Source organism: Paenibacillus montaniterrae (genome assembly GCF_018403185.1).
GTDB classification, from domain to species: domain Bacteria; phylum Bacillota; class Bacilli; order Paenibacillales; family Paenibacillaceae; genus Pristimantibacillus; species Pristimantibacillus montaniterrae.
The window spans coordinates 1,012,551-1,031,399 of the sequence record NZ_BOSE01000001.1 but is presented as its reverse complement, the minus strand read 5'-3'; the positions used below and the strand labels follow the sequence as shown (position 1 = coordinate 1,031,399).

The following is an 18,849-nucleotide window of genomic DNA, read 5'->3' as shown; positions in this document are numbered from 1 at the left end:
CTCTTGTGCTGGAGACAAATCTATCATTTTTGCAAAATCTATGTTCTATTGCTGCTGGCAGCTTCATAGAGTAGAAGTAGATTGATAGTCTACAACGCCAGAGAGGGAGTAGAGATAATGGAACGTAGAGTAAAGCTGAATGTAGCAATTGAACAGTGGAAGGAAACAGAGGATTGGATCGAATTTAAAGCGCAGGCAAAGCAATATATAATGCTGATGCTGTTGTCTGTAGCATTTATTGTCATAATCGGACTGGGCGCTCAGCTGCGCCAATCGATATTGGAGGAGCATCCGCTGCAGCAGGCGGCCACAGTCGAAGTAAAGCAAGATACGCTGCAGGCTATTTTGGCAGAGGAGATGTCCTATTATCAAGCCAATCAGCAAATCAACAGCTTTACACTGAAAAATTTCAGCATTTGGCTGCTTGAGAAAATAACAAATGCTTCCTTGCTCGATCCTGCAAGCATTGTTGCAAGCGAGATGCTGTACAGCTCAGTGAAGGAGCAATCGACACTTATTCACGGCGGCACAGGCTCCGACCCTTCAGTTGGGCCGCAGGATACCCATCGATACGGCTACGAGCCTACTGATGGCGAATATGTGGATGATTTACTGGCACAAGCGGAAAAGCTTGATCCAGAAAGCTCAAGTGCTGCTGTACCAGACGATGAGAACTCCGGGGAAGATACGGCAGGAACGGATACGCAAGCAAATGCTGCCAGTCAGGACAAGCCTGTTGCATTTATATATCATACGCATAATCGCGAATCATGGAACAGTGTAGAATCGAGCTCTGATGCGCAATCGAGCAACAAAAACATTACGCTGGTCGGTCAGCGGCTGGCAGAGGAACTGGAAAAGCTAGGTTTGGGCGCGATGGTTTCTGATACTGACTACCCGACTGCGGTACCGGATTATGAGTGGGAATACAGCTACAAATATTCGCGCAAAACGGTGAAGGAAGCGATCGCGAGCAATGATGGACTACAGTACATATTTGATTTGCATCGTGACTCACAGGCTCGTAAATATACAACCGCAGAAATTAATGGAGAAAGCTATGCACAGGTATATTTTATTATCGGGCAGCGCAATCCGAATTGGAAGGAGAACGAAGCCTTTGCCCGCAAGCTGCATGACAAGCTGGAAGAGCAGTATCCAGGTTTATCGCGCGGTATTTGGGGGAAAAATGCGAATAGCGGAAATGCGGAATACAATCAATCGTTATCGACGCAAAGTGTATTGATTGAAGTTGGCGGTATTGATAATACGCTGGAGGAATGTTATCGGACGGCGGAGGCACTAGCCAAAGTAATAGCACAAATCCATAAAGAGGAAGCTTAAAAAGCTGGACTTTGATGACGATGCGACTTCTCTGTAGCTTAGTCGACGTCGAATCTTGAACGCTAGCGAAAACTGCGGTGCTCACGTAGCAATTGCTCTACGCTGCGCTCCTCGTTTTCTACTAGCGTCCAAGCTTCTTGGTCCTGAAAGCCCAGCTTTTTAAACCTGATTGGAATGAGGAAGTTTAAAAAGCTGGGCTTTGATGACGGTGTAATTGCTTCGAAGATTAGTCGACGGCGAATATGTCACGCTACCGAAAGCTGTGGTGCTCACGTAGCTATTGCTCTACGCTGCGCTCCTCGCTTTCTAGTATCGTGCCATCTTCTTGGTCCTGAAAGCCCAGCTTTTTAAACCTGATTGAAATGAGGAAGCTTAAAAAGCTGGACTTTGATGACGATGTAGTTGCGCTGTAGCGTATTCGACGGTGAATGTTGTAGGTTGATTTTTTCAAAGAAGGGATGTAATTGCTATGTTTCGGAGCAAAGCTTGGAAATGGCTTGTGCTCGGCAGTGCCATTACGATTATTGTGCTCTATATGATGGAGCTGACAACAGCGGGCATTGAGCGGGTATATGGGCCGCTGGAGCAAGGTGGGGAGACTGCTCAGCGTCAATCGCTTGACAATGTTGAACCGCCAGGCTTAATCCCAATCAATGGGCAAGAGGAGGAGCAGGAGGAGCTTGGTCAAGCAGATGAGCTTTCAAGCGGCTCGGATTCGACAGACTTCGCTGTTGATCAGGAAATCGCTGCGCTTGAAGCGGAAATTGCTGAGCTGAAGCGTCTTGCACTGTTGAAGGAAAAGGAAGAGCTGCAGCAAAAGCTTCTATTGAATGAGGAGCATACTGGCAAGCCTGCAGTGAATCGGATCGCAGATTCTACCTCGGAGGTGCTGCAAAGCGCTTCCTCAAGCGGCATTCAATTTATAGCCAAGCTGTTTAACAATGTAATCAATTAGCAGCATAAGTGGCATGCGCTTCCTCAAGCGGCGTGCCGCTTTTCATTTCTCCATTGATGTGAATTGCGCTTACTGTTATAATAGGTTGATTGATTTTATTCATGGAATGTGTGGGGGTTTGGCATGACCGACGTTCGCGAAAGACAGAAGAAAATAAGAAATTTTTCGATTATTGCTCATATCGACCATGGAAAGTCTACGTTGGCAGATCGAATTATTGAGCTGACAGGAGCACTTAGCTCGCGTGAAATGCAGTCTCAGGTTCTGGACAAAATGGATTTGGAACGAGAGCGCGGCATTACGATTAAATTGCAATCCGTTCGCTTGTCTTACCGGGCAAAGGATGGAGAGGAATATTTCCTTAACTTGATTGATACTCCAGGACATGTCGATTTTACATACGAGGTTTCTCGAAGCCTGGCAGCCTGCGAGGGGGCGCTGCTCGTTGTAGATGCTGCACAAGGGATCGAAGCCCAAACATTGGCTAACGTCTATTTGGCGCTTGATAACAATTTGGAAATTTTGCCTGTTATTAATAAAATCGATTTGCCGAGCGCTGAACCAGAACGGGTAAAGCAGGAAATCGAGGATGTAATCGGGCTCGATGCAAGTGACGCGGTACATGCTTCGGCGAAAGCCGGCATCGGCATCGAAGAAATTCTTGAGCAGGTTGTGGCGAAGGTGCCTGCTCCTGAGGGAGATCCGGACGCTCCGCTGCAAGCGTTAATTTTCGATTCGCATTATGATGCTTACAAGGGCGTTATTGTTTATGTGCGCGTCGTTAACGGATCGATCAAGGCAGGGCAAAATATTCGCTTTATGGCAACCGATGCTGAATTTGAAGTAATAGAGGTCGGCTGCTTTACGCCGAAAACGACTATTATTGACGAGCTGCGCGTAGGCGATGTTGGCTTTGTCGTGGCAGGCATTAAAAACGTGAAGGATACACGTGTCGGGGATACGATTACAGATGCAAAACGTCCTGCCAGCGAGGCTTTGCCTGGCTATCGCAGAATTAACCCGATGGTATACTGCGGCTTGTATCCGATCGAATCACAGGATTACAACGATTTGCGTGAAGCATTGGAGAAGCTGGAGCTAAACGATGCCTCGCTGCGCTATGAGCCTGAGAGCTCCACTGCGCTCGGATTTGGCTTCCGCTGCGGATTTTTAGGGTTGCTGCATATGGAGGTTATCCAGGAACGGATTGAACGGGAGTTCAACATTCCGTTAATTACGACGGCACCGAGTGTTATTTATCGCGTTACAATGACGAACGGCACTGTTATTGAAATCGACAACCCGTCCAATTATCCGGAATCCAGCAAGCTAGATTATGTTGAGGAGCCGTATGTGAAGGCAAGCATAATTGTGCCGAACGATTACGTTGGTGCAATTATGGAGCTATGCCAAAACAAGCGTGGCGAATTCGTCAACATGGAGTATTTGGATGAAAATCGTGTTACGATTACGTACAATTTGCCGCTTGCGGAAATTGTTTATGATTTCTTCGACCAGCTTAAATCAAGCACGAAGGGGTATGCTTCCTTTGATTACGAGCTAATTGGCTATCGCCGCTCAAATTTGGTGAAGATGGATATTATGCTGAACGGCGAGCAGGTTGATGCGTTGTCTGTTATCGTGCATAAGGATCGCGCCTACACGCGCGGACGCATCATCTGCGAAAAGCTGAAAGGACTAATTCCACGCCAAATGTTCGAGGTGCCGGTTCAAGCTTCAATCGGTACAAAAATTATTGCGCGTGAAACGGTTAAAGCGATGCGTAAAAACGTACTTGCCAAATGCTACGGCGGTGATATTAGCCGTAAGCGCAAGCTGCTTGAAAAGCAAAAAGAAGGCAAGAAGCGGATGAAGCAGGTAGGAAGCGTTGAGGTGCCGCAGGAAGCATTTATGGCGGTGCTGAAAATCGACGAGGATTAATTGCGCTCCCTACGCTTTATCGAGGAAGTCAATAAGTTGAGGCTTGCTTCGTCGTCGATTGCATATCGAAGACGGAGCAAGCTTTTTTTACACGATGCATATAGCCATCGTAACCTTCTATAATGAAAGGAGGATATGAATGCAGCAAGCACCTGAGGCATTATATATTCATATCCCGTTTTGCACGAACAAGTGTCACTATTGTGATTTTACTTCATATATATTGAAGGGACAGCCCGTTGACGCTTATTTGGATGCGCTCGAGCTGGAAATGCAGCGTACGGTTGAGCAATGCCCGCCTGCAACCATTAAGACGGTGTTTGTCGGCGGTGGAACGCCTACGGTATTGACACCGCAGCAGATGGAGCGATTTCTCGCTTCTGTGCAGCGCTGGTTTCCGCTAGCGTCCGATGTGGAGTTTTCAATGGAGGCTAACCCTGGCACGACTGATCTTGACAAGCTGCGAGCGATGAAGCAGGGTGGAGTTAATCGCATCAGCTTTGGCGTGCAGTCCTTTGACAATGAGCTGCTCAAACGAATCGGCCGTATTCATGAGGTCGAGGATGTGTATCGCAGCCTGGACTATGCACGCACTGTCGGCTTTAGCAATTTGTCCATTGATTTAATGTTTGGTCTGCCGGGGCAAACGACTGAGCTGCTTGAGCAAAGTGTAAGCAAAGCGCTTGAGCTTGATTTGCCGCACTATTCACTGTACAGCCTGAAAATTGAGGAAAATACGCTGTTCCATAAGCTGTATGAAAGCAATCAGCTGATTTTGCCCACTGAAGAAGAAGAATACAGCATGTATATTCATTTAATGCAGCGAATCGCGGCTGCAGGCTACAAGCATTACGAAATAAGCAATTTTGCCAAGCCTGGCTTCGAAAGCCGCCATAATTCCACGTATTGGCGCAATGAGCCGTACTATGGGCTTGGTACTGGAGCGCACGGCTACGTTAATCGGCTGCGCCATATGAACATTAAAGGTGTACAGCCTTATATTGAAGCCTGCAAAACAAAGCTGCCACGGCTTGAGCAATATGAAATCAGCGAGCAGGAAGCGAAAGAGGATTATATGATGGTAGGCCTCCGTTTGCTGGACGGTGTCACCGCCTCGCGCTATAAGGAACAATTCCCTAATGCTGAATTGGAGCAGGATTTTGGGCATATTATAGACAAGCAGGTTCAACTGGGGCTTATGGAGCGTGTGAAGCAGCAGGGCGATGTTTGTTATCGCCTGACAGCACAAGGGCTGCTGCTCGGAAATGAAGTATTTGCTTCATTTTTGGCTGAATCATAAATTCCACTCAAAAAACCGCAAAAATAGGATTGCAAATTAAGCCGGATTGATGTATATTCATTCATATTGATTGAATAATTATGAATGGATCGCTCACTCGGAGGTGAAGGCAGCTATGCAAACTCTGCATGTTTTATGTAGAAACGCTAAGGCAGATGATGTGGAATCGTTGTATAATTTAATAAATGGCTATGCCGAAAAAGGAATTATGCTGCCGCGCTCGCGAGAAGCGCTCCTGAAAAATATAGATACGTTCGTCATTGCGGAAATAGACGGCAAGTTTGTCGGCTGTGGCGCTTTGACTCGGCTCGGCGATGATTTGGTTGAAATTCGCTCGCTCGGCATGTCGGAAGGCTATAAGGGCTACGGGATTGGCGGATTGCTAGTTGAGCGACTAATTGAAAATGCGCAAAAGCAAGGCATCAGCAAAATTATGGCGCTGACCTACGCGGTTTCATTTTTCGTAAGAAACGGATTCGAAGTTGTGGAAAAAGAGATCTTTCCTGAAAAGGTTTGGACCGACTGCATGTCTTGTCCGAAGCGCCACGCCTGCGATGAAATTGCTGTTATGAAAAAAATACTATAAATTAGACGGAAAAATAGACGGATGCTTACCAAATCGACTTGACAATAATCAAGCCGATTTGGTATTTTTGTATTAATGATTAGCACTCGACTTAATTGAGTGCTAACGAAGTTGGAGAAGCTTGTAACCTTTTGAAACGGAGGATGATGAAATGCTGACAGAGAGACAAAGGTTAATATTAAAAGCGATTGTAGATGACTATATTCGATCTGCAGAACCGGTCGGATCTCGGAGCATTTCCAAGCGCGATGATATCGGCTTCAGCCCAGCAACGATTCGCAATGAAATGGCAGATCTGGAGGAACTGGGTTATTTGGAGCAGCCGCATACATCTGCTGGACGCATCCCTTCTACATTAGGCTATCGCTACTACGTCGATCATCTTATAAAACAGCAGGATGCCGACATAGAGATCGACAAGGCGACGATTCACTCGTTTTTGTTCGAGGAGCTTAATCGAATCGAGCAGGTAATTCAGCACGCAGCGCTTGTGCTATCCAACTTAACCAATTATACTTCTATTTTACTTGGTCCTGAGCTATTCAGCAATTCGTTGCAGCATTTTGGCATCGTACCATTAAATGATCATGCTGCGGTTGCTATCATCGTAACGAACACTGGTCATGTTGAAAATCGCACAATTACATTGCCAGCGGGTTTATCTATGGATCAACTTCAAAAGGTATCGAATATATTAAATGCGAAGCTGGCCGGTGTACCGCTAATTAAGCTGAAGTCTAAGCTTTATTCAGAGGTTAGCCAGGAGCTGGAGCGCTATGTTGGACATTTTGAAGGCTTGGTTCAAGTGCTTGATGATGCGCTTAAGGCTGGAGACGAGCATCGCGTATATTTAAGCGGTACGACTAATATGCTAATTCAGCCAGAGTTTAAAGATGTAGACAAGGTTAAGACGATATTGGATATGCTAGAGGAAACTCCGACGGTTATGAAGCTTTTTTCTTCCTTGCCGCATGGCATTCAAGTTCGAATCGGTGCAGAAAACGATCACCAAGCGATTGCAGACTGCAGTTTAATTACTGCGACCTATGCGCTTGACGGCAAAGTTTTAGGTACGATTGGCATTTTGGGGCCAACAAGGATGGAATATGGAAAGGTGATCCGCTATCTCGACCTGGTATCCAAAGATATGAGCACCATAATGGGTCGATGGTTTTACAAATAAGTTGCACTAATACTAGGAGGTGACAGGGTGAGTAAAAACGAGCAAAACAATGAGTTCGTGGATCAAGAGGAGCAAAATCTTGAGGAAAACGCTCATGAGGAAATGCAGGATACCGCCCAACATGATCAAGAGGATGAACAAGAGCATGCAGCTGAGCCAGAAGGCAATGAAGAGGTAGAGCAGCTAAGAAAGCAGTTGGAGGAAGCTAACAATCGACTGCTGCGCGTACAGGCTGATTATGATAATTTCAGAAGAAGAACATTGAAAGAAAAAGAAGAGCTGGCAAAGTACGCTTCTGCCAAGCTGGTTGAAAACTTGCTGCCTTCTATTGACAACTTTGATCGCGCACTAGCTGCTTCCGCTTCTACAGGTGATTATGAATCGCTTGCCAAAGGCCTGGATATGATTTTCCGCCAGCTAATGGCTACGGTAGAGGCAGAAGGCCTGAAAGCTATGACTACTGTAGGCGAGCCGTTTAATCCTGAATATCATCAAGCGGTAATGACAGTTGAAACCGATGAGTATGAAGAAGGGATTATCGTCGAGGAGCTGCAAAAAGGCTATATGCTGAAGGATAAAGTTATCCGCCCGGCAATGGTTAAAGTAAGCGGCTAAATCGTTAATTCACATATAAAAAGTTCTAGGAGGATATTTAGATGAGCAAAGTTATTGGAATTGACTTAGGTACTACTAACTCCTGCGTAGCCGTTATGGAAGGCGGCGAGGCTGTAGTTATTCCTAACCCGGAGGGAGCCCGTACAACTCCATCTGTTGTCGGATTTAAAAAGGACGGGGAGCGTATCGTTGGTGAAACAGCTAAGCGCCAAGCGATTACAAACCCTGATAGAACGATTATTTCGATTAAGCGTCATATGGGTACTAATCATAAAGAGGTAATCGACGGCAAAGAATATTCGCCGCAAGAAATTTCTGCGATCATTTTGCAAAAGCTGAAATCAGATGCGGAGGCTTATCTTGGCCAACCGGTTACTCAAGCAGTTATTACTGTACCAGCTTATTTTAATGACAGCCAGCGTCAAGCAACGAAGGATGCAGGTAAAATTGCAGGCCTTGACGTGCTTCGCATTGTCAACGAGCCAACAGCAGCAGCACTTGCATACGGCTTGGAAAAAGCAGAAGATCAAACGATTCTCGTTTATGACCTTGGCGGCGGTACATTTGACGTATCGATTCTTGAGCTTGGCGACGGCTTCTTTGAAGTCAAAGCAACAAGCGGCGACAACAAGCTTGGCGGCGACGACTTTGACCAGGTCATCATCGACTATTTGGTTGCTGAATTCAAGAAAGAAAACGGCGTGGATCTTTCCAAGGATAAAGCTGCTGTTCAGCGCTTGAAGGATGCTGCCGAGAAAGCGAAAAAAGAGCTTTCTGGCGTTTTGACAACGACTATTTCCTTGCCGTTCATTACGATGGTGGACAGCGTTCCTGCTCACTTGGAAATGAACCTGACTCGTGCGAAGTTTGAAGAGCTTTCAGCAGAGCTTGTAGAGCGCACTATGGTTCCTACACGCCAGGCGTTGAAGGATGCAGGCCTATCTACAAGTGAAATTGATAAAATCGTGCTAGTTGGTGGTTCAACTCGTATTCCTGCCGTACAGGAAGCTGTTAAAAAGCTTACTGGCAAAGAGCCGCACAAAGGCGTTAACCCGGATGAGGTTGTAGCGCTTGGTGCTGCTGTTCAAGCAGGGGTTCTAACTGGCGATGTTAAGGATGTCGTTTTGCTTGACGTAACTCCGCTATCCCTTGGTATTGAAACTGCGGGCGGCGTATTTACGAAAATGATTGAACGCAATACGACTATCCCGACAAGCAAATCACAAATTTTCTCTACCTATGCAGACAACCAGCCAGGCGTAGAAATTCATGTTTTGCAAGGTGAGCGTCCAATGGCGGCAGACAATAAAACACTCGGCCGCTTCCAGCTAAACGATATTCCGCCAGCACCGCGCGGCGTTCCGCAAATCGAAGTTAAATTCGATATTGACGCGAACGGTATCGTTAACGTATCCGCAATGGATAAAGGAACAGGCAAAAGCCAAAACATCACGATCACTTCTTCCAGCGGTCTAAGCGATGAAGAAATCGATAAAATGATGAAGGAAGCTGAGCTTTATGCTGAGCAGGATGCAAAACGTAAAGAACTGGTTGAAGCGAAAAACAACGCCGACCAGCTTGTATACCAAACTGAAAAAACATTGAAGGATCTGGAAGGCAAGGTTGACGAGGCAGAAGTAGCAAAAGCGAATGAAGCGAAGGAAAAAGTGAAGTCTGCACTTGCAACTGAAGATGTTGAACAAATCAAAGCAGCTACAGATGAGCTGATGGCGATTGTGCAGCAGCTTTCTACCAAGCTGTATGAGCAAGCTCAGCGAGATCAGTCTGGAGCTGCTGAGAATGCAGGCGGTTCTGCGAACGCAAAGGGAAATGATGATGTAGTTGACGCTGATTACGAAGTTGTAGATGATAACAACAAGTAATAGTTAGCTAAGAAGGGTCAAAGCGGGCTCGTCCCCAACTTTGACCTTTCTCATGTGTAGGTACAGATCATTCATTCCAGCAGGGGAGGTGAGATCAATTGGCTGAAAAGCGTGATTATTATGAAGTGCTTGGGGTAGGCAAGGATGCCTCTGGCGAAGATATTAAAAAGGCATACCGCAAGCTTGCGCGTCAATACCATCCTGACGTAAACAAAGCGGCTGATGCCGAGGATAAATTTAAAGAAGTAAAGGAAGCATACGATGTCTTAAGCGATGATGGCAAGCGTGCTACCTACGATCGTTACGGCCATGTTGATCCGAATCAAGGAATGGGAGGCGCAGGTGGCGCTGACTTTGGTGGATTTGGTGATATTTTTGATATGTTCTTTGGCGGCGGTGGCCGTCAGCGTGATCCGAATGCGCCGCAGCGAGGCAAGGATCTGCAATATACGATGACGATCGAGTTTAAGGAAGCGGTATTCGGCAAGGAGACCGAGGTTACCATTCCACGCGAGGAAAGCTGCGATACCTGTCATGGTACTGGAGCAAAGCCTGGGACGTCGCCTAAGGTTTGTTCAACCTGTCATGGAACAGGGCAGCAGGAGGTTGTGCAAAACACGCCATTTGGACGTATTGCCAACCGTCGTGTATGTCAAACCTGTCGCGGAACAGGTAAAATCATCGTCGACAAATGCGGCACCTGCCATGGCGACGGTCGCGTAAGAAAGCAACGTCGCATTAAAGTAAATATTCCGGCTGGTGTTGATGATGGTCAGCAAATTCGCATTAGCGGCGAAGGTGAAGGCGGAAGAAACGGCGGTCCTGCAGGCGATCTTTATATTGTGCTGCGCGTAAAATCCCATGAATACTTCGATCGCGAAGGCGATGACATTTACCTGGAGGTGCCGATCACATTTGCACAAGCAGCGTTAGGCGATGAAATCGAGGTCCCTACACTAACCGAGCGTGTGAAAATGAAAATTCCGGCCGGTACTCAAACCGGGAAATACTTCCGTCTGAAAGGCAAAGGTGTGCCTAAGCTGCGCGGCATCGGCAATGGCGACCAGCATGTTAAGGTAACCGTTGTGACGCCAACTAATTTGACTGAGGAGCAAAAAGAGCTGCTCCGTCAATTCGGTGGGCTAAGCAGCTCCACACCAGCTAATAATGAAGAGCATCACGAATCGATTTTTGAGCGCATGAAAAAAGCATTCCGTGGCGAATAATTTCATGCTGCAAACAGAGTTTGCTCGGTCAGGACAGTATCCTGCCGGGCAGGCTCTTTTTTTAGTACTGATAAGCTGTTCTGCGCCGCGTCCTGCGTACGAGCTTGCCAGTTTACGGGTATAAATGAGATGGCTTTACCTTATACTACCTAAAAAGGCTGGCCAGGAGGTGAACGTATGTACAGCGATAAAAATGAAGTGGAAAAAGTGAATTTCGGAGACCTGCCAATTGACTGGGAGGATGAGGAATTCGCAGATGAAATCTATGATGAACAGCAAGTAGATTTCTATAAGGAAAAAATGAAAAAAGGCAACCGCAAGCTCAATAAATCTAAGCATATTACGGAAGAATAGTGCACCAAGCATACGAGCGCAAGCATGGAGATTCCTTACCGCATCATTGGGCAGACCATTGAGCGGACTCCAGGCTTGCGCTTTTTGTCTATGAATTTTCTCCTTTTCTTTGTCATTAAAAGCAAGCTGTTGTACAATAGAGGTTAGGTCTGCAGCAATAGATGGAGGTAATACATAAATGAAATGGTACGAATTAACGATTGCAACGACGGAAATTGCAACTGAAATGATATCGAATTTCTTGCATGAGCATGGTGCTGGTGGCGTATCTATAGAAGAATCAGGGAACTTGAATAAGCCGAGAGACACTTCCTTCGGACAGTGGTACGATACACCGCTCAACGATATTCCTGAAGGGGAAGCGGTTATTAAAGGCTATTTCCCTGATCAAACCAATATGGAGCAGCTTATTGCTGATTTGAAGCCGCGTATAGAAGGCTTGCGCCAGTTTGATATTGATCCTGGGCAAGTACAGTATTCCTATATTGAGGTAGATGATGAGGATTGGGCAACGGCATGGAAGGCGTATTTCCACCCGATTCGCATTACGGACAAAATTACGATTAAACCGACGTGGGAGCACTATGAGCCTGCAGCAGATGAGCTCATTATTGAGCTGGACCCAGGCATGGCATTTGGCACAGGCACGCATCCGACCACCTCGCTTTGTCTAAAAACATTGGAGAAGGTCATTCAGGGCGGCGAGCAGGTTATCGACGTTGGCACAGGCTCAGGCGTACTGGCAATAGGCGCTGTTAAGCTGGGTGCTGAATCGGTATTGGCGCTTGATCTTGATCCTGTGGCGGTATCCAGTGCTACGGAAAATGTCAGCTTGAATGGCCTGTCTGAGCAGGTAGAAACCCGTTTAAGCGACCTGCTCGGCGTACTCCGTCAGAGCAGCGAGGAGCTTGATAGCCTTAAGGTTAAGCCACCTGTAGACCTCGTAGTAGCAAATATTTTGGCAGAAATTATTTTGCTATTCGTTGATGATGTGTACGAGGCATTAAAGCCAGGAGGCTTGTATATCGCGTCTGGCATATGGAAAAACAAAGAGGAAGCAGTAGAACAGGGCTTGCTCGCAGCAGGCTTTGAGATTCAAGAAAAATATTGGGATGAGGATTGGCTGGCGTTTGTTGCCCGCAAGCCAAAGGTGGATTAGATGGGATTTGATTCTTTTTTAGCATTTCCGTTAGAAGTTCTGCCGTTTATAGTCCTGGTTTTGCTTATACAATTTACGGTGCATGAATTTGCCCATGCCTATGCGGCCTATAAGTTTGGAGACGATACGGCGTACCGCGAAGGGCGCGTTAGTCTCAATCCTATGGTGCATCTTGATATATTTGGCTTTATTCTTATTTTGCTTGCAGGGTTTGGCTGGGCAAAGCCAGTGCCGGTTCGCGCGAGTCGATTTAAAAATCCGCGTGCGATGAGCGTGATCGTTTCACTAGTTGGACCATTGAGTAACTTGCTGCTCGGAATTATATCGATTTTTATTTATGCGCTGCTTATTAAAACCGAATTAATTTTTGCCGGCTCCGCTGGCGTTACAAGTGCGATCGAAGTGTTTTTCAACTATATGATTCATTTCAGCTTCTTGTTGTTTGTATTCAATTTAATTCCGCTTCCGCCGCTTGACGGCTATCGGATTGTTGCTGAATTTTTACCGCTGCAAACAAGATACAAGCTGGAGCAAAATGCGCATTGGGGAACAATTATATTCTTGTTGCTCGTATTTATTGAGCCGCTGCGCAGATATACGATCGGACCTGTCTTAACCTTCGGCTCGGATTTGTCACATCTTATATTTAACTGGGTACTGACATTATTTTATTAAACATTATCCCGTAAAACATGCTAGAATAGGTTGGTCTGCTGCTACAGGTTTTTAGACGCAGCAATTTGCTACAGAACGATTGGCTATAATGTATAGGGAATGAAGCATATGCAAAGATATTTTGTTGAACGGCATCAGTTTCAAGGTAATGAGCTGCTCATTACCGGAGACGATGCTCATCATATTGTGCGTGTGATGAGGATGAGCGAGGGAGATGAGGTCATTGCTACAGATGGTCATTCTCGCTCCGTACGCGCACGCATCGTTGAGCTCGGGAGCAAGGAAGTCAGGCTCGTAGCAGTTGAAGAACTGGATCAGCAGTCGGAAGCGAGCTGGCAGGTTACCATTGCACAGGCGCTGCCGAAGGGCGACAAGATGGAGCTGATTGTGCAGAAATGCACGGAGATTGGCGCAGCTGCCTTTATCCCATTTGAATCGGAGCGGGTCATTGTCCAATATGATCGCAAGAAGGAAGCAAAGCGCTTGGAGCGCTGGCATAAAATTGCCAAGGAAGCAGCAGAGCAAAGTCACCGCAATGCACTGCCTGCCATCCATGAGCCGCTATCCTGGAAGCAGCTGTTGGTGCAGTTATCTTCCTATAACCTGGCGCTGTTTTGCTATGAGCGAGCTGGCGATCAAGGGCACGGTGCAGGCTTGAAGGATGTGCTGACTGAGTATAAGCGCAAATGGGCTGAGGATGGCACGGATAAGCCCAAGCTGCTGCTTATTGCAGGTCCAGAGGGCGGTTTTTCCGAGCGCGAGGCACAGCAGGCCGAGGAGGCGGGAGCCAGGCTGGTTGGGCTAGGGAAACGAATTTTGCGAGCTGAAACGGCAGGAATGGTTGGACTGTCCTGCATACTATATGAATCAGGCGAGATGGGAGGCGTGTGACCAATGTCAACGGTCGCATTTTATACAGTAGGTTGCAAGGTTAATTTTTATGATACAGAAGCTATATGGCAAGTATTTAAGGAAGCCGGCTATGAGCAGGTTGATTTTGAGTCTACGGCAGCAGATGTTTATCTCATTAATACATGTACCGTTACGAATACAGGAGATAAAAAAAGCCGGCAAATTATTCGTCGTGCGATTCGCCGCAATCCAGATGCAATTGTCGCAGTTACCGGCTGCTACGCGCAAACTTCACCAGCAGAAATTATGGCGATCGAAGGGGTGGACCTTGTTATAGGCACACAGGATCGCGACAAAATTATGACGTATGTGGAGCAGATTCAAGCGGAGCGCAAGCCTGTTAATGCAGTGCGCAACATTATGAAAACACGCAGCTTTGAAGAATTGAATGTGCCAAGCTTTACTGAGCGTACGCGCGCATTTTTGAAAATTCAGGAGGGCTGCAACAATTTCTGTACATTTTGCATTATTCCATGGTCTCGCGGACTGTCGCGCAGCCGTGATCCGAAAGTCGTTGTCGAGCAAGCGCAGCAGCTTGTTGCTTCCGGCTATAAGGAAATTGTACTGACCGGCATTCATACTGGCGGTTATGGTGATGATATGGAAGACTACGATTTGACTCGCTTGCTATGGGATTTGGACAAGGTAGAGGGCTTGGAGCGGATTCGCATCAGCTCGATTGAAGCCAGTCAAATTGATGATGCGATGATCGAGGTGCTTAACAAGTCTCCGAAAATGTGCCGTCATCTTCATATTCCGCTGCAAGCCGGCGAAAATTCGGTGCTGAAGCGGATGCGCCGCAAATATACAACTGAGCAATTCGCGGAAAAAGTAAGACGAATCAAGGAAGCGATGCCTGGCGTAGCGATTACGACGGATGTTATCGTCGGCTTCCCTGGTGAAACTGATGAAATGTTCGAGGAAGGCTATCGCTTTATGCAGGAGCTGGGCTTTGCAGAAATGCATGTGTTCCCATATTCGCGTCGTACAGGCACTCCTGCTGCGCGCATGACGGATCAGGTTGATGAGGAAGTGAAGCATGAGCGTGTTCACAAGCTGATTGAGCTTTCAGAAAGCATGCAGCTAGATTACGCGCAGCGCTTTGTCGGCGAGGTGCTTGATGTTATTCCTGAGCGCGAGCAAAAAGGCAATGAAGGCAGCGGCTACATTATGGGATACTCCGACAACTATTTGAACATCGTCTTTGAAGGCTCGCCTGACTTGATCGGGCAAATTTGTCGCGTCAAAGTAACGGAAGCAGGCGTCAATGAGTGCCGCGGCCAGCTTGTTCGCGTACTGGAGGGTGGGGGTGTGGTTCCCCACAAGCAACAACTACCCTTAGCCAAATAATAGAGGATGTTTAAAAATTGGACTTTGATGACGATGTAATTGCGTTGTAGTGGATTCGACGGCGAATATGCCACGCTAGCGAAAACTGCGGTGCTCACGTAGCTTGTGCCTACGCTGCGCTCCTCGTTTTCTACTAGCGTGCCATCTTCTTGGTCCTGAAAGCCCAATTTTTAAACTCTCATTGGAAAGAGGATGTTTAAAAATTGGACTTTGATGACGATGCGACTTCGTTGTAGCGTATTCGACGGCGAATATGTCACGCTACCGAAGGCTGCGGTGCTCACGTAGGTCTTATCTACGCTGCGCTCCTCGCCTTCTAGTATCGTGCCATCTTCTTGGTCCTGAAAGCCCAATTTTTAAACTCTGATTGGAAAGAGGTGGTTTAAAAATTGGACTTTGATGACGATGCGTTGCTTCGTAGTGGATTCGACGGCGAATAAGGCCGGCTACCGAAAGCATCGGGTGCCTACCTACGCTGCGCTCCTCGCTTTCTACTAGCGTGCCATCTTCTTGGTTCTGCACAAAAAAACTACAGCGGAGGAGCAAAGCATCCGAAAAACGGGAGTGTGTCGCCTTTAACATCGTAATGTAACCTTAAAAAAATATAATAAGAGAACATTACGATTTAAAAAGCGACTGGAGGATGCTTTGCTCCGTAGCGCTGAAAAACGAGAGTATGTCGCCTTTAACATCGTAATGTAACCTTAAAAAATATAATAAAAGGAACATTACGATTTAAAAAGCGACTGGAGGATGCTTTGCTCCGTAGCGCTGAGACGCTTTGGAGTGGCTATCGCCAGGCACAGTCAAAAAAAGCAGCAACAGAGGATTCGATTGCGCTTCATGTGGAAGCAGCAGTTGAATCCTCTCCTGTTTTTTGCGCGAATATGCTAAACTTGATCTAGTCGCGTGATCCATTTGGCATAGCAGATTGGCAGGGCGATGAAGCAGCAAATGATGTTAAATAATGTTTGCGAATGGGCGATGGCTGATGGCAATGAATCTGTTGTCCATAGGACTGCGGTTGCCAGCAAGTCGATAAATGGGTAGAACAGCAGTGCGCCAAACACATTTAGCAGTAAATGGGATAAGGCAACGAGCTGCCCTCCTCTCGTGCCGCCTATGGAAGCGAGAATGGCGGTAGCGCATGTTCCGATATTGCTGCCGAGCACAATTGCGATACATAGCTCCAGAGGCAGCGAATCTATTGCTGCAATCCCCATGATCATGGCGATGACAGCCGAGCTGCTGTGAAAGCATGCTGTTAGTATCGCGCCTGTCAGCACGCCCCATAGCAGCGTTGTTTGTGATTGTGCAAGAAACCAGCTGTACATTTCGGTTTGCTTGAGGCTGGGGCCAATGCTTTGCATGGTAGAAATGCCAAGCAGCAGCAGTCCGAAGCCAAATAGTACGATCGCAATTGAGCGAAGCATAACATTGCCGCTCCAACTGCTGAATGAAGGGAATAGTCGGGATTCAATCAGCAGGCTTGATATTCCCCATAAAGCGAGAGAGAAAATTAGAATGGGCTTGGCCAAATGAAAAATGTTCAATCCGATAAGCTCGGTCGTCAGACAGCTTCCGATATTCGTGCCCAAAATAATGCCGAGCGTGCGGGAAAATGGAAGCATCCGGCTATTGACCAAACTAATCGATAATGCAGTAACTGCGGTGCTGCTTTGCAAAAAGGCGGTGCTTGCAGTGCCGAGCAGCAGACCATGCAGCGGCGTTCTTGTTGATCGCTGCAGCAAATTAAGCAGGCTTGTACCGCCCAGCCGAAACAGCGCCAGCTCCATCAGCTTCATGCCGCACATGAAAATGGCAAATCCAAGCAGGCTGGGCATTATTATGGTTGTGAACATGAGGCTTCTCTCCTCTCTAGAAAGCTCTTAACCTTATACGTATGCAACAGTGTGGACGAGCATGATACTGGGTTCACATTTATTCATAAATCGAACATTTCACGATAGAAAGAGGAACGAAGCTATGGCAAATGCAAAAGTAACATTAATAAAGTCGCGCAAAAAGCGTGTGGAGGAAGCACATCCGTGGGTGTATGCCAGCGAAATTGGTGCGATTGACCGTGATGATGTGGAGCCGGGCTCGCTTGTTGATGTCGTTACGCATAGCGGCAAATATTTAGCAACGGGCTATTGGAATCCGGCCTCGCAAATAACGATTAGAATTGTTAGCTATGAGCCAATTGAGCAAATGGATCAAGCTTTTTTTACAGAACGACTGCTGCGCTGCAAGCAGCATCGCGAGCGCTTTGTTGCTGATCAGGATTGCCGCCTTGTATACGGCGAGGCTGATTTTCTGCCGGGGCTGATCGTGGATCGCTTTGCCAATGTGCTGGTCGTTCAGCTGCTGACCCTTGGCATGGAAAAGCATAAGGAGGCGCTAATCGCGGCGCTGATTGATGTATTTCAGCCTGCTGGCATTTACGAGCGCAGCGACGTCGCGGTACGTCAGCTGGAAGGGCTGGAGCAGCGTACAGGCGTGCTATATGGCGAATGTCCGCCGCTTGTAGAAATTTGTGAAAACGGGCTGCATATGGAGGTTGACATCGTCCAGGGGCAGAAGACAGGCTATTTCTTCGATCAACGGGAAAACCGCGCAGCGATCAAGCCGCTTATGACAGGCTGGGGCGAGCGCAGCGGCATTAAGCTGGCGCCGCTTGAAGACGGGCGAATTGCTCCTGTTAATCGCAATGGCAAGGAGGTAACCTTTCCGTATTGGGATGGTGCAACTGTGTTAGAGTGCTTCGCTCATACTGGAAGCTTTACGCTCCATGCCTGTCAATATGGAGCTAAAAAAGTGACCTGCCTGGACGTTTCTGCCCATGCGATTGAAACGGCAAAGCGCAATGTGGCGCGCAATGGCTTCTCAGAGCGAGTTGAATTTGTTGTAGCGGATGCATTTCAATATTTGCGTGATCAGGTGAAGGGGCTGGAGGAGCGAAAGCTGCGGGCAACGGGCAATGCTGACACCTCGAAAAAGCTGGAGCAGGAAGGGCGAACATGGGATGTTGTCATTCTTGACCCGCCTGCCTTTGCCAAGACGAGATCGGCTGTTGATGGCGCGAAGCGCGGCTATAAGGATATTAATTTGCAAGGCTTGAAGCTGGTCAATGAGGGCGGCTACCTCGTTACGGCGAGCTGCTCGTATCATATGCGTCCAGAGCTGTTTTTGGAGGCGATTGCCGAGGCAGCCAAGGATGCAGGCAAGCTGCTGCGGCTAATTGAATGGCGCGCTGCGGGCAAGGATCACCCGCAAATTTTAGGCGTAAATGAAAGCCACTATTTGAAATTTGCTATTTTTGAAGTAACCTCCAAGCTGAAGGCATAGCTGCTGCTGCAGCTTCAA

The 18,849-nt window shown here is 47.3% G+C and carries 16 protein-coding genes; 15 read left to right on the top strand and 1 reads right to left on the bottom strand.

Annotated elements, in window-relative coordinates:
- Positions 1-117: 117 nt before the first annotated feature.
- From spoIIP to mtaB, 14 genes are all read left to right on the top strand, one after another.
- Positions 118-1,344, top strand: a complete 1,227-nt coding sequence (gene spoIIP, locus KJS52_RS04925; RefSeq protein ID WP_213513566.1) for a stage II sporulation protein P — start codon at positions 118-120, stop codon at positions 1,342-1,344.
- 469 nt (positions 1,345-1,813) lie between these two features.
- Positions 1,814-2,299, top strand: a complete 486-nt coding sequence (locus tag KJS52_RS04920; RefSeq protein ID WP_213513565.1) for a hypothetical protein — start codon at positions 1,814-1,816, stop codon at positions 2,297-2,299.
- Between the two features lie 123 nt (positions 2,300-2,422).
- Positions 2,423-4,240 carry a translation elongation factor 4 gene (lepA, locus tag KJS52_RS04915; RefSeq protein WP_213513564.1) on the top strand — a complete coding sequence of 606 codons (1,818 nt, stop codon included), beginning with the start codon at positions 2,423-2,425 and terminating at the stop codon, positions 4,238-4,240.
- Positions 4,241-4,379: 139 nt separating this feature from the next.
- Positions 4,380-5,540 carry a radical SAM family heme chaperone HemW gene (gene hemW / locus KJS52_RS04910; RefSeq protein WP_213513563.1) on the top strand — a complete coding sequence of 387 codons (1,161 nt, stop codon included), beginning with the start codon at positions 4,380-4,382 and terminating at the stop codon, positions 5,538-5,540.
- 115 nt (positions 5,541-5,655) lie between these two features.
- A complete protein-coding gene (locus KJS52_RS04905; protein WP_213513823.1) occupies positions 5,656-6,126 on the top strand; it encodes an N-acetyltransferase in 471 nt (156 codons plus the stop codon).
- 151 nt (positions 6,127-6,277) lie between these two features.
- Entirely contained in the window at positions 6,278-7,309 is a 1,032-nt protein-coding gene (gene hrcA, locus KJS52_RS04900; RefSeq protein WP_213513562.1) for a heat-inducible transcriptional repressor HrcA, read from the top strand.
- A gap of 27 nt (positions 7,310-7,336) precedes the next feature.
- Positions 7,337-7,924: a nucleotide exchange factor GrpE gene (grpE, locus tag KJS52_RS04895; RefSeq protein ID WP_213513561.1), complete on the top strand. Its 588-nt coding sequence runs from the start codon at positions 7,337-7,339 to the stop codon at positions 7,922-7,924.
- A 41-nt stretch (positions 7,925-7,965) separates the two neighbouring features.
- A complete protein-coding gene (gene dnaK, locus KJS52_RS04890; protein ID WP_213513560.1) occupies positions 7,966-9,807 on the top strand; it encodes a molecular chaperone DnaK in 1,842 nt (613 codons plus the stop codon).
- A 98-nt stretch (positions 9,808-9,905) separates the two neighbouring features.
- Positions 9,906-11,033: a molecular chaperone DnaJ gene (gene dnaJ, locus KJS52_RS04885; RefSeq protein ID WP_213513559.1), complete on the top strand. Its 1,128-nt coding sequence runs from the start codon at positions 9,906-9,908 to the stop codon at positions 11,031-11,033.
- A gap of 177 nt (positions 11,034-11,210) precedes the next feature.
- A complete protein-coding gene (locus tag KJS52_RS04880) occupies positions 11,211-11,387 on the top strand; it encodes a hypothetical protein (protein ID WP_213513558.1) in 177 nt (58 codons plus the stop codon).
- A gap of 178 nt (positions 11,388-11,565) precedes the next feature.
- Positions 11,566-12,546 (top strand): 50S ribosomal protein L11 methyltransferase, encoded by a 981-nt coding sequence (gene prmA, locus KJS52_RS04875; RefSeq protein WP_213513557.1) that lies wholly within the window; start codon positions 11,566-11,568, stop codon positions 12,544-12,546.
- A complete protein-coding gene (locus tag KJS52_RS04870) occupies positions 12,547-13,221 on the top strand; it encodes a site-2 protease family protein (RefSeq protein ID WP_213513556.1) in 675 nt (224 codons plus the stop codon).
- 108 nt (positions 13,222-13,329) lie between these two features.
- On the top strand, positions 13,330-14,112 hold the full coding sequence (locus tag KJS52_RS04865; RefSeq protein WP_213513555.1) for a 16S rRNA (uracil(1498)-N(3))-methyltransferase: 783 nt from the start codon (positions 13,330-13,332) through the stop codon (positions 14,110-14,112).
- A gap of 3 nt (positions 14,113-14,115) precedes the next feature.
- Entirely contained in the window at positions 14,116-15,483 is a 1,368-nt protein-coding gene (mtaB, locus tag KJS52_RS04860) for a tRNA (N(6)-L-threonylcarbamoyladenosine(37)-C(2))-methylthiotransferase MtaB (protein ID WP_213513554.1), read from the top strand.
- Between the two features lie 890 nt (positions 15,484-16,373).
- Here mtaB and KJS52_RS04855 read toward each other — a convergent pair.
- The gene (locus KJS52_RS04855) at positions 16,374-17,345 is read right to left on the bottom strand and encodes a Na/Pi cotransporter family protein (RefSeq protein WP_213513553.1); all 972 of its coding nucleotides are present in this window, start codon (positions 17,343-17,345) and stop codon (positions 16,374-16,376) included.
- A 124-nt stretch (positions 17,346-17,469) separates the two neighbouring features.
- Between KJS52_RS04855 and KJS52_RS04850 the strand changes: the two genes are divergently transcribed.
- Positions 17,470-18,831: a class I SAM-dependent rRNA methyltransferase gene (locus KJS52_RS04850; RefSeq protein WP_213513552.1), complete on the top strand. Its 1,362-nt coding sequence runs from the start codon at positions 17,470-17,472 to the stop codon at positions 18,829-18,831.
- Positions 18,832-18,849 lie beyond the last annotated feature (18 nt).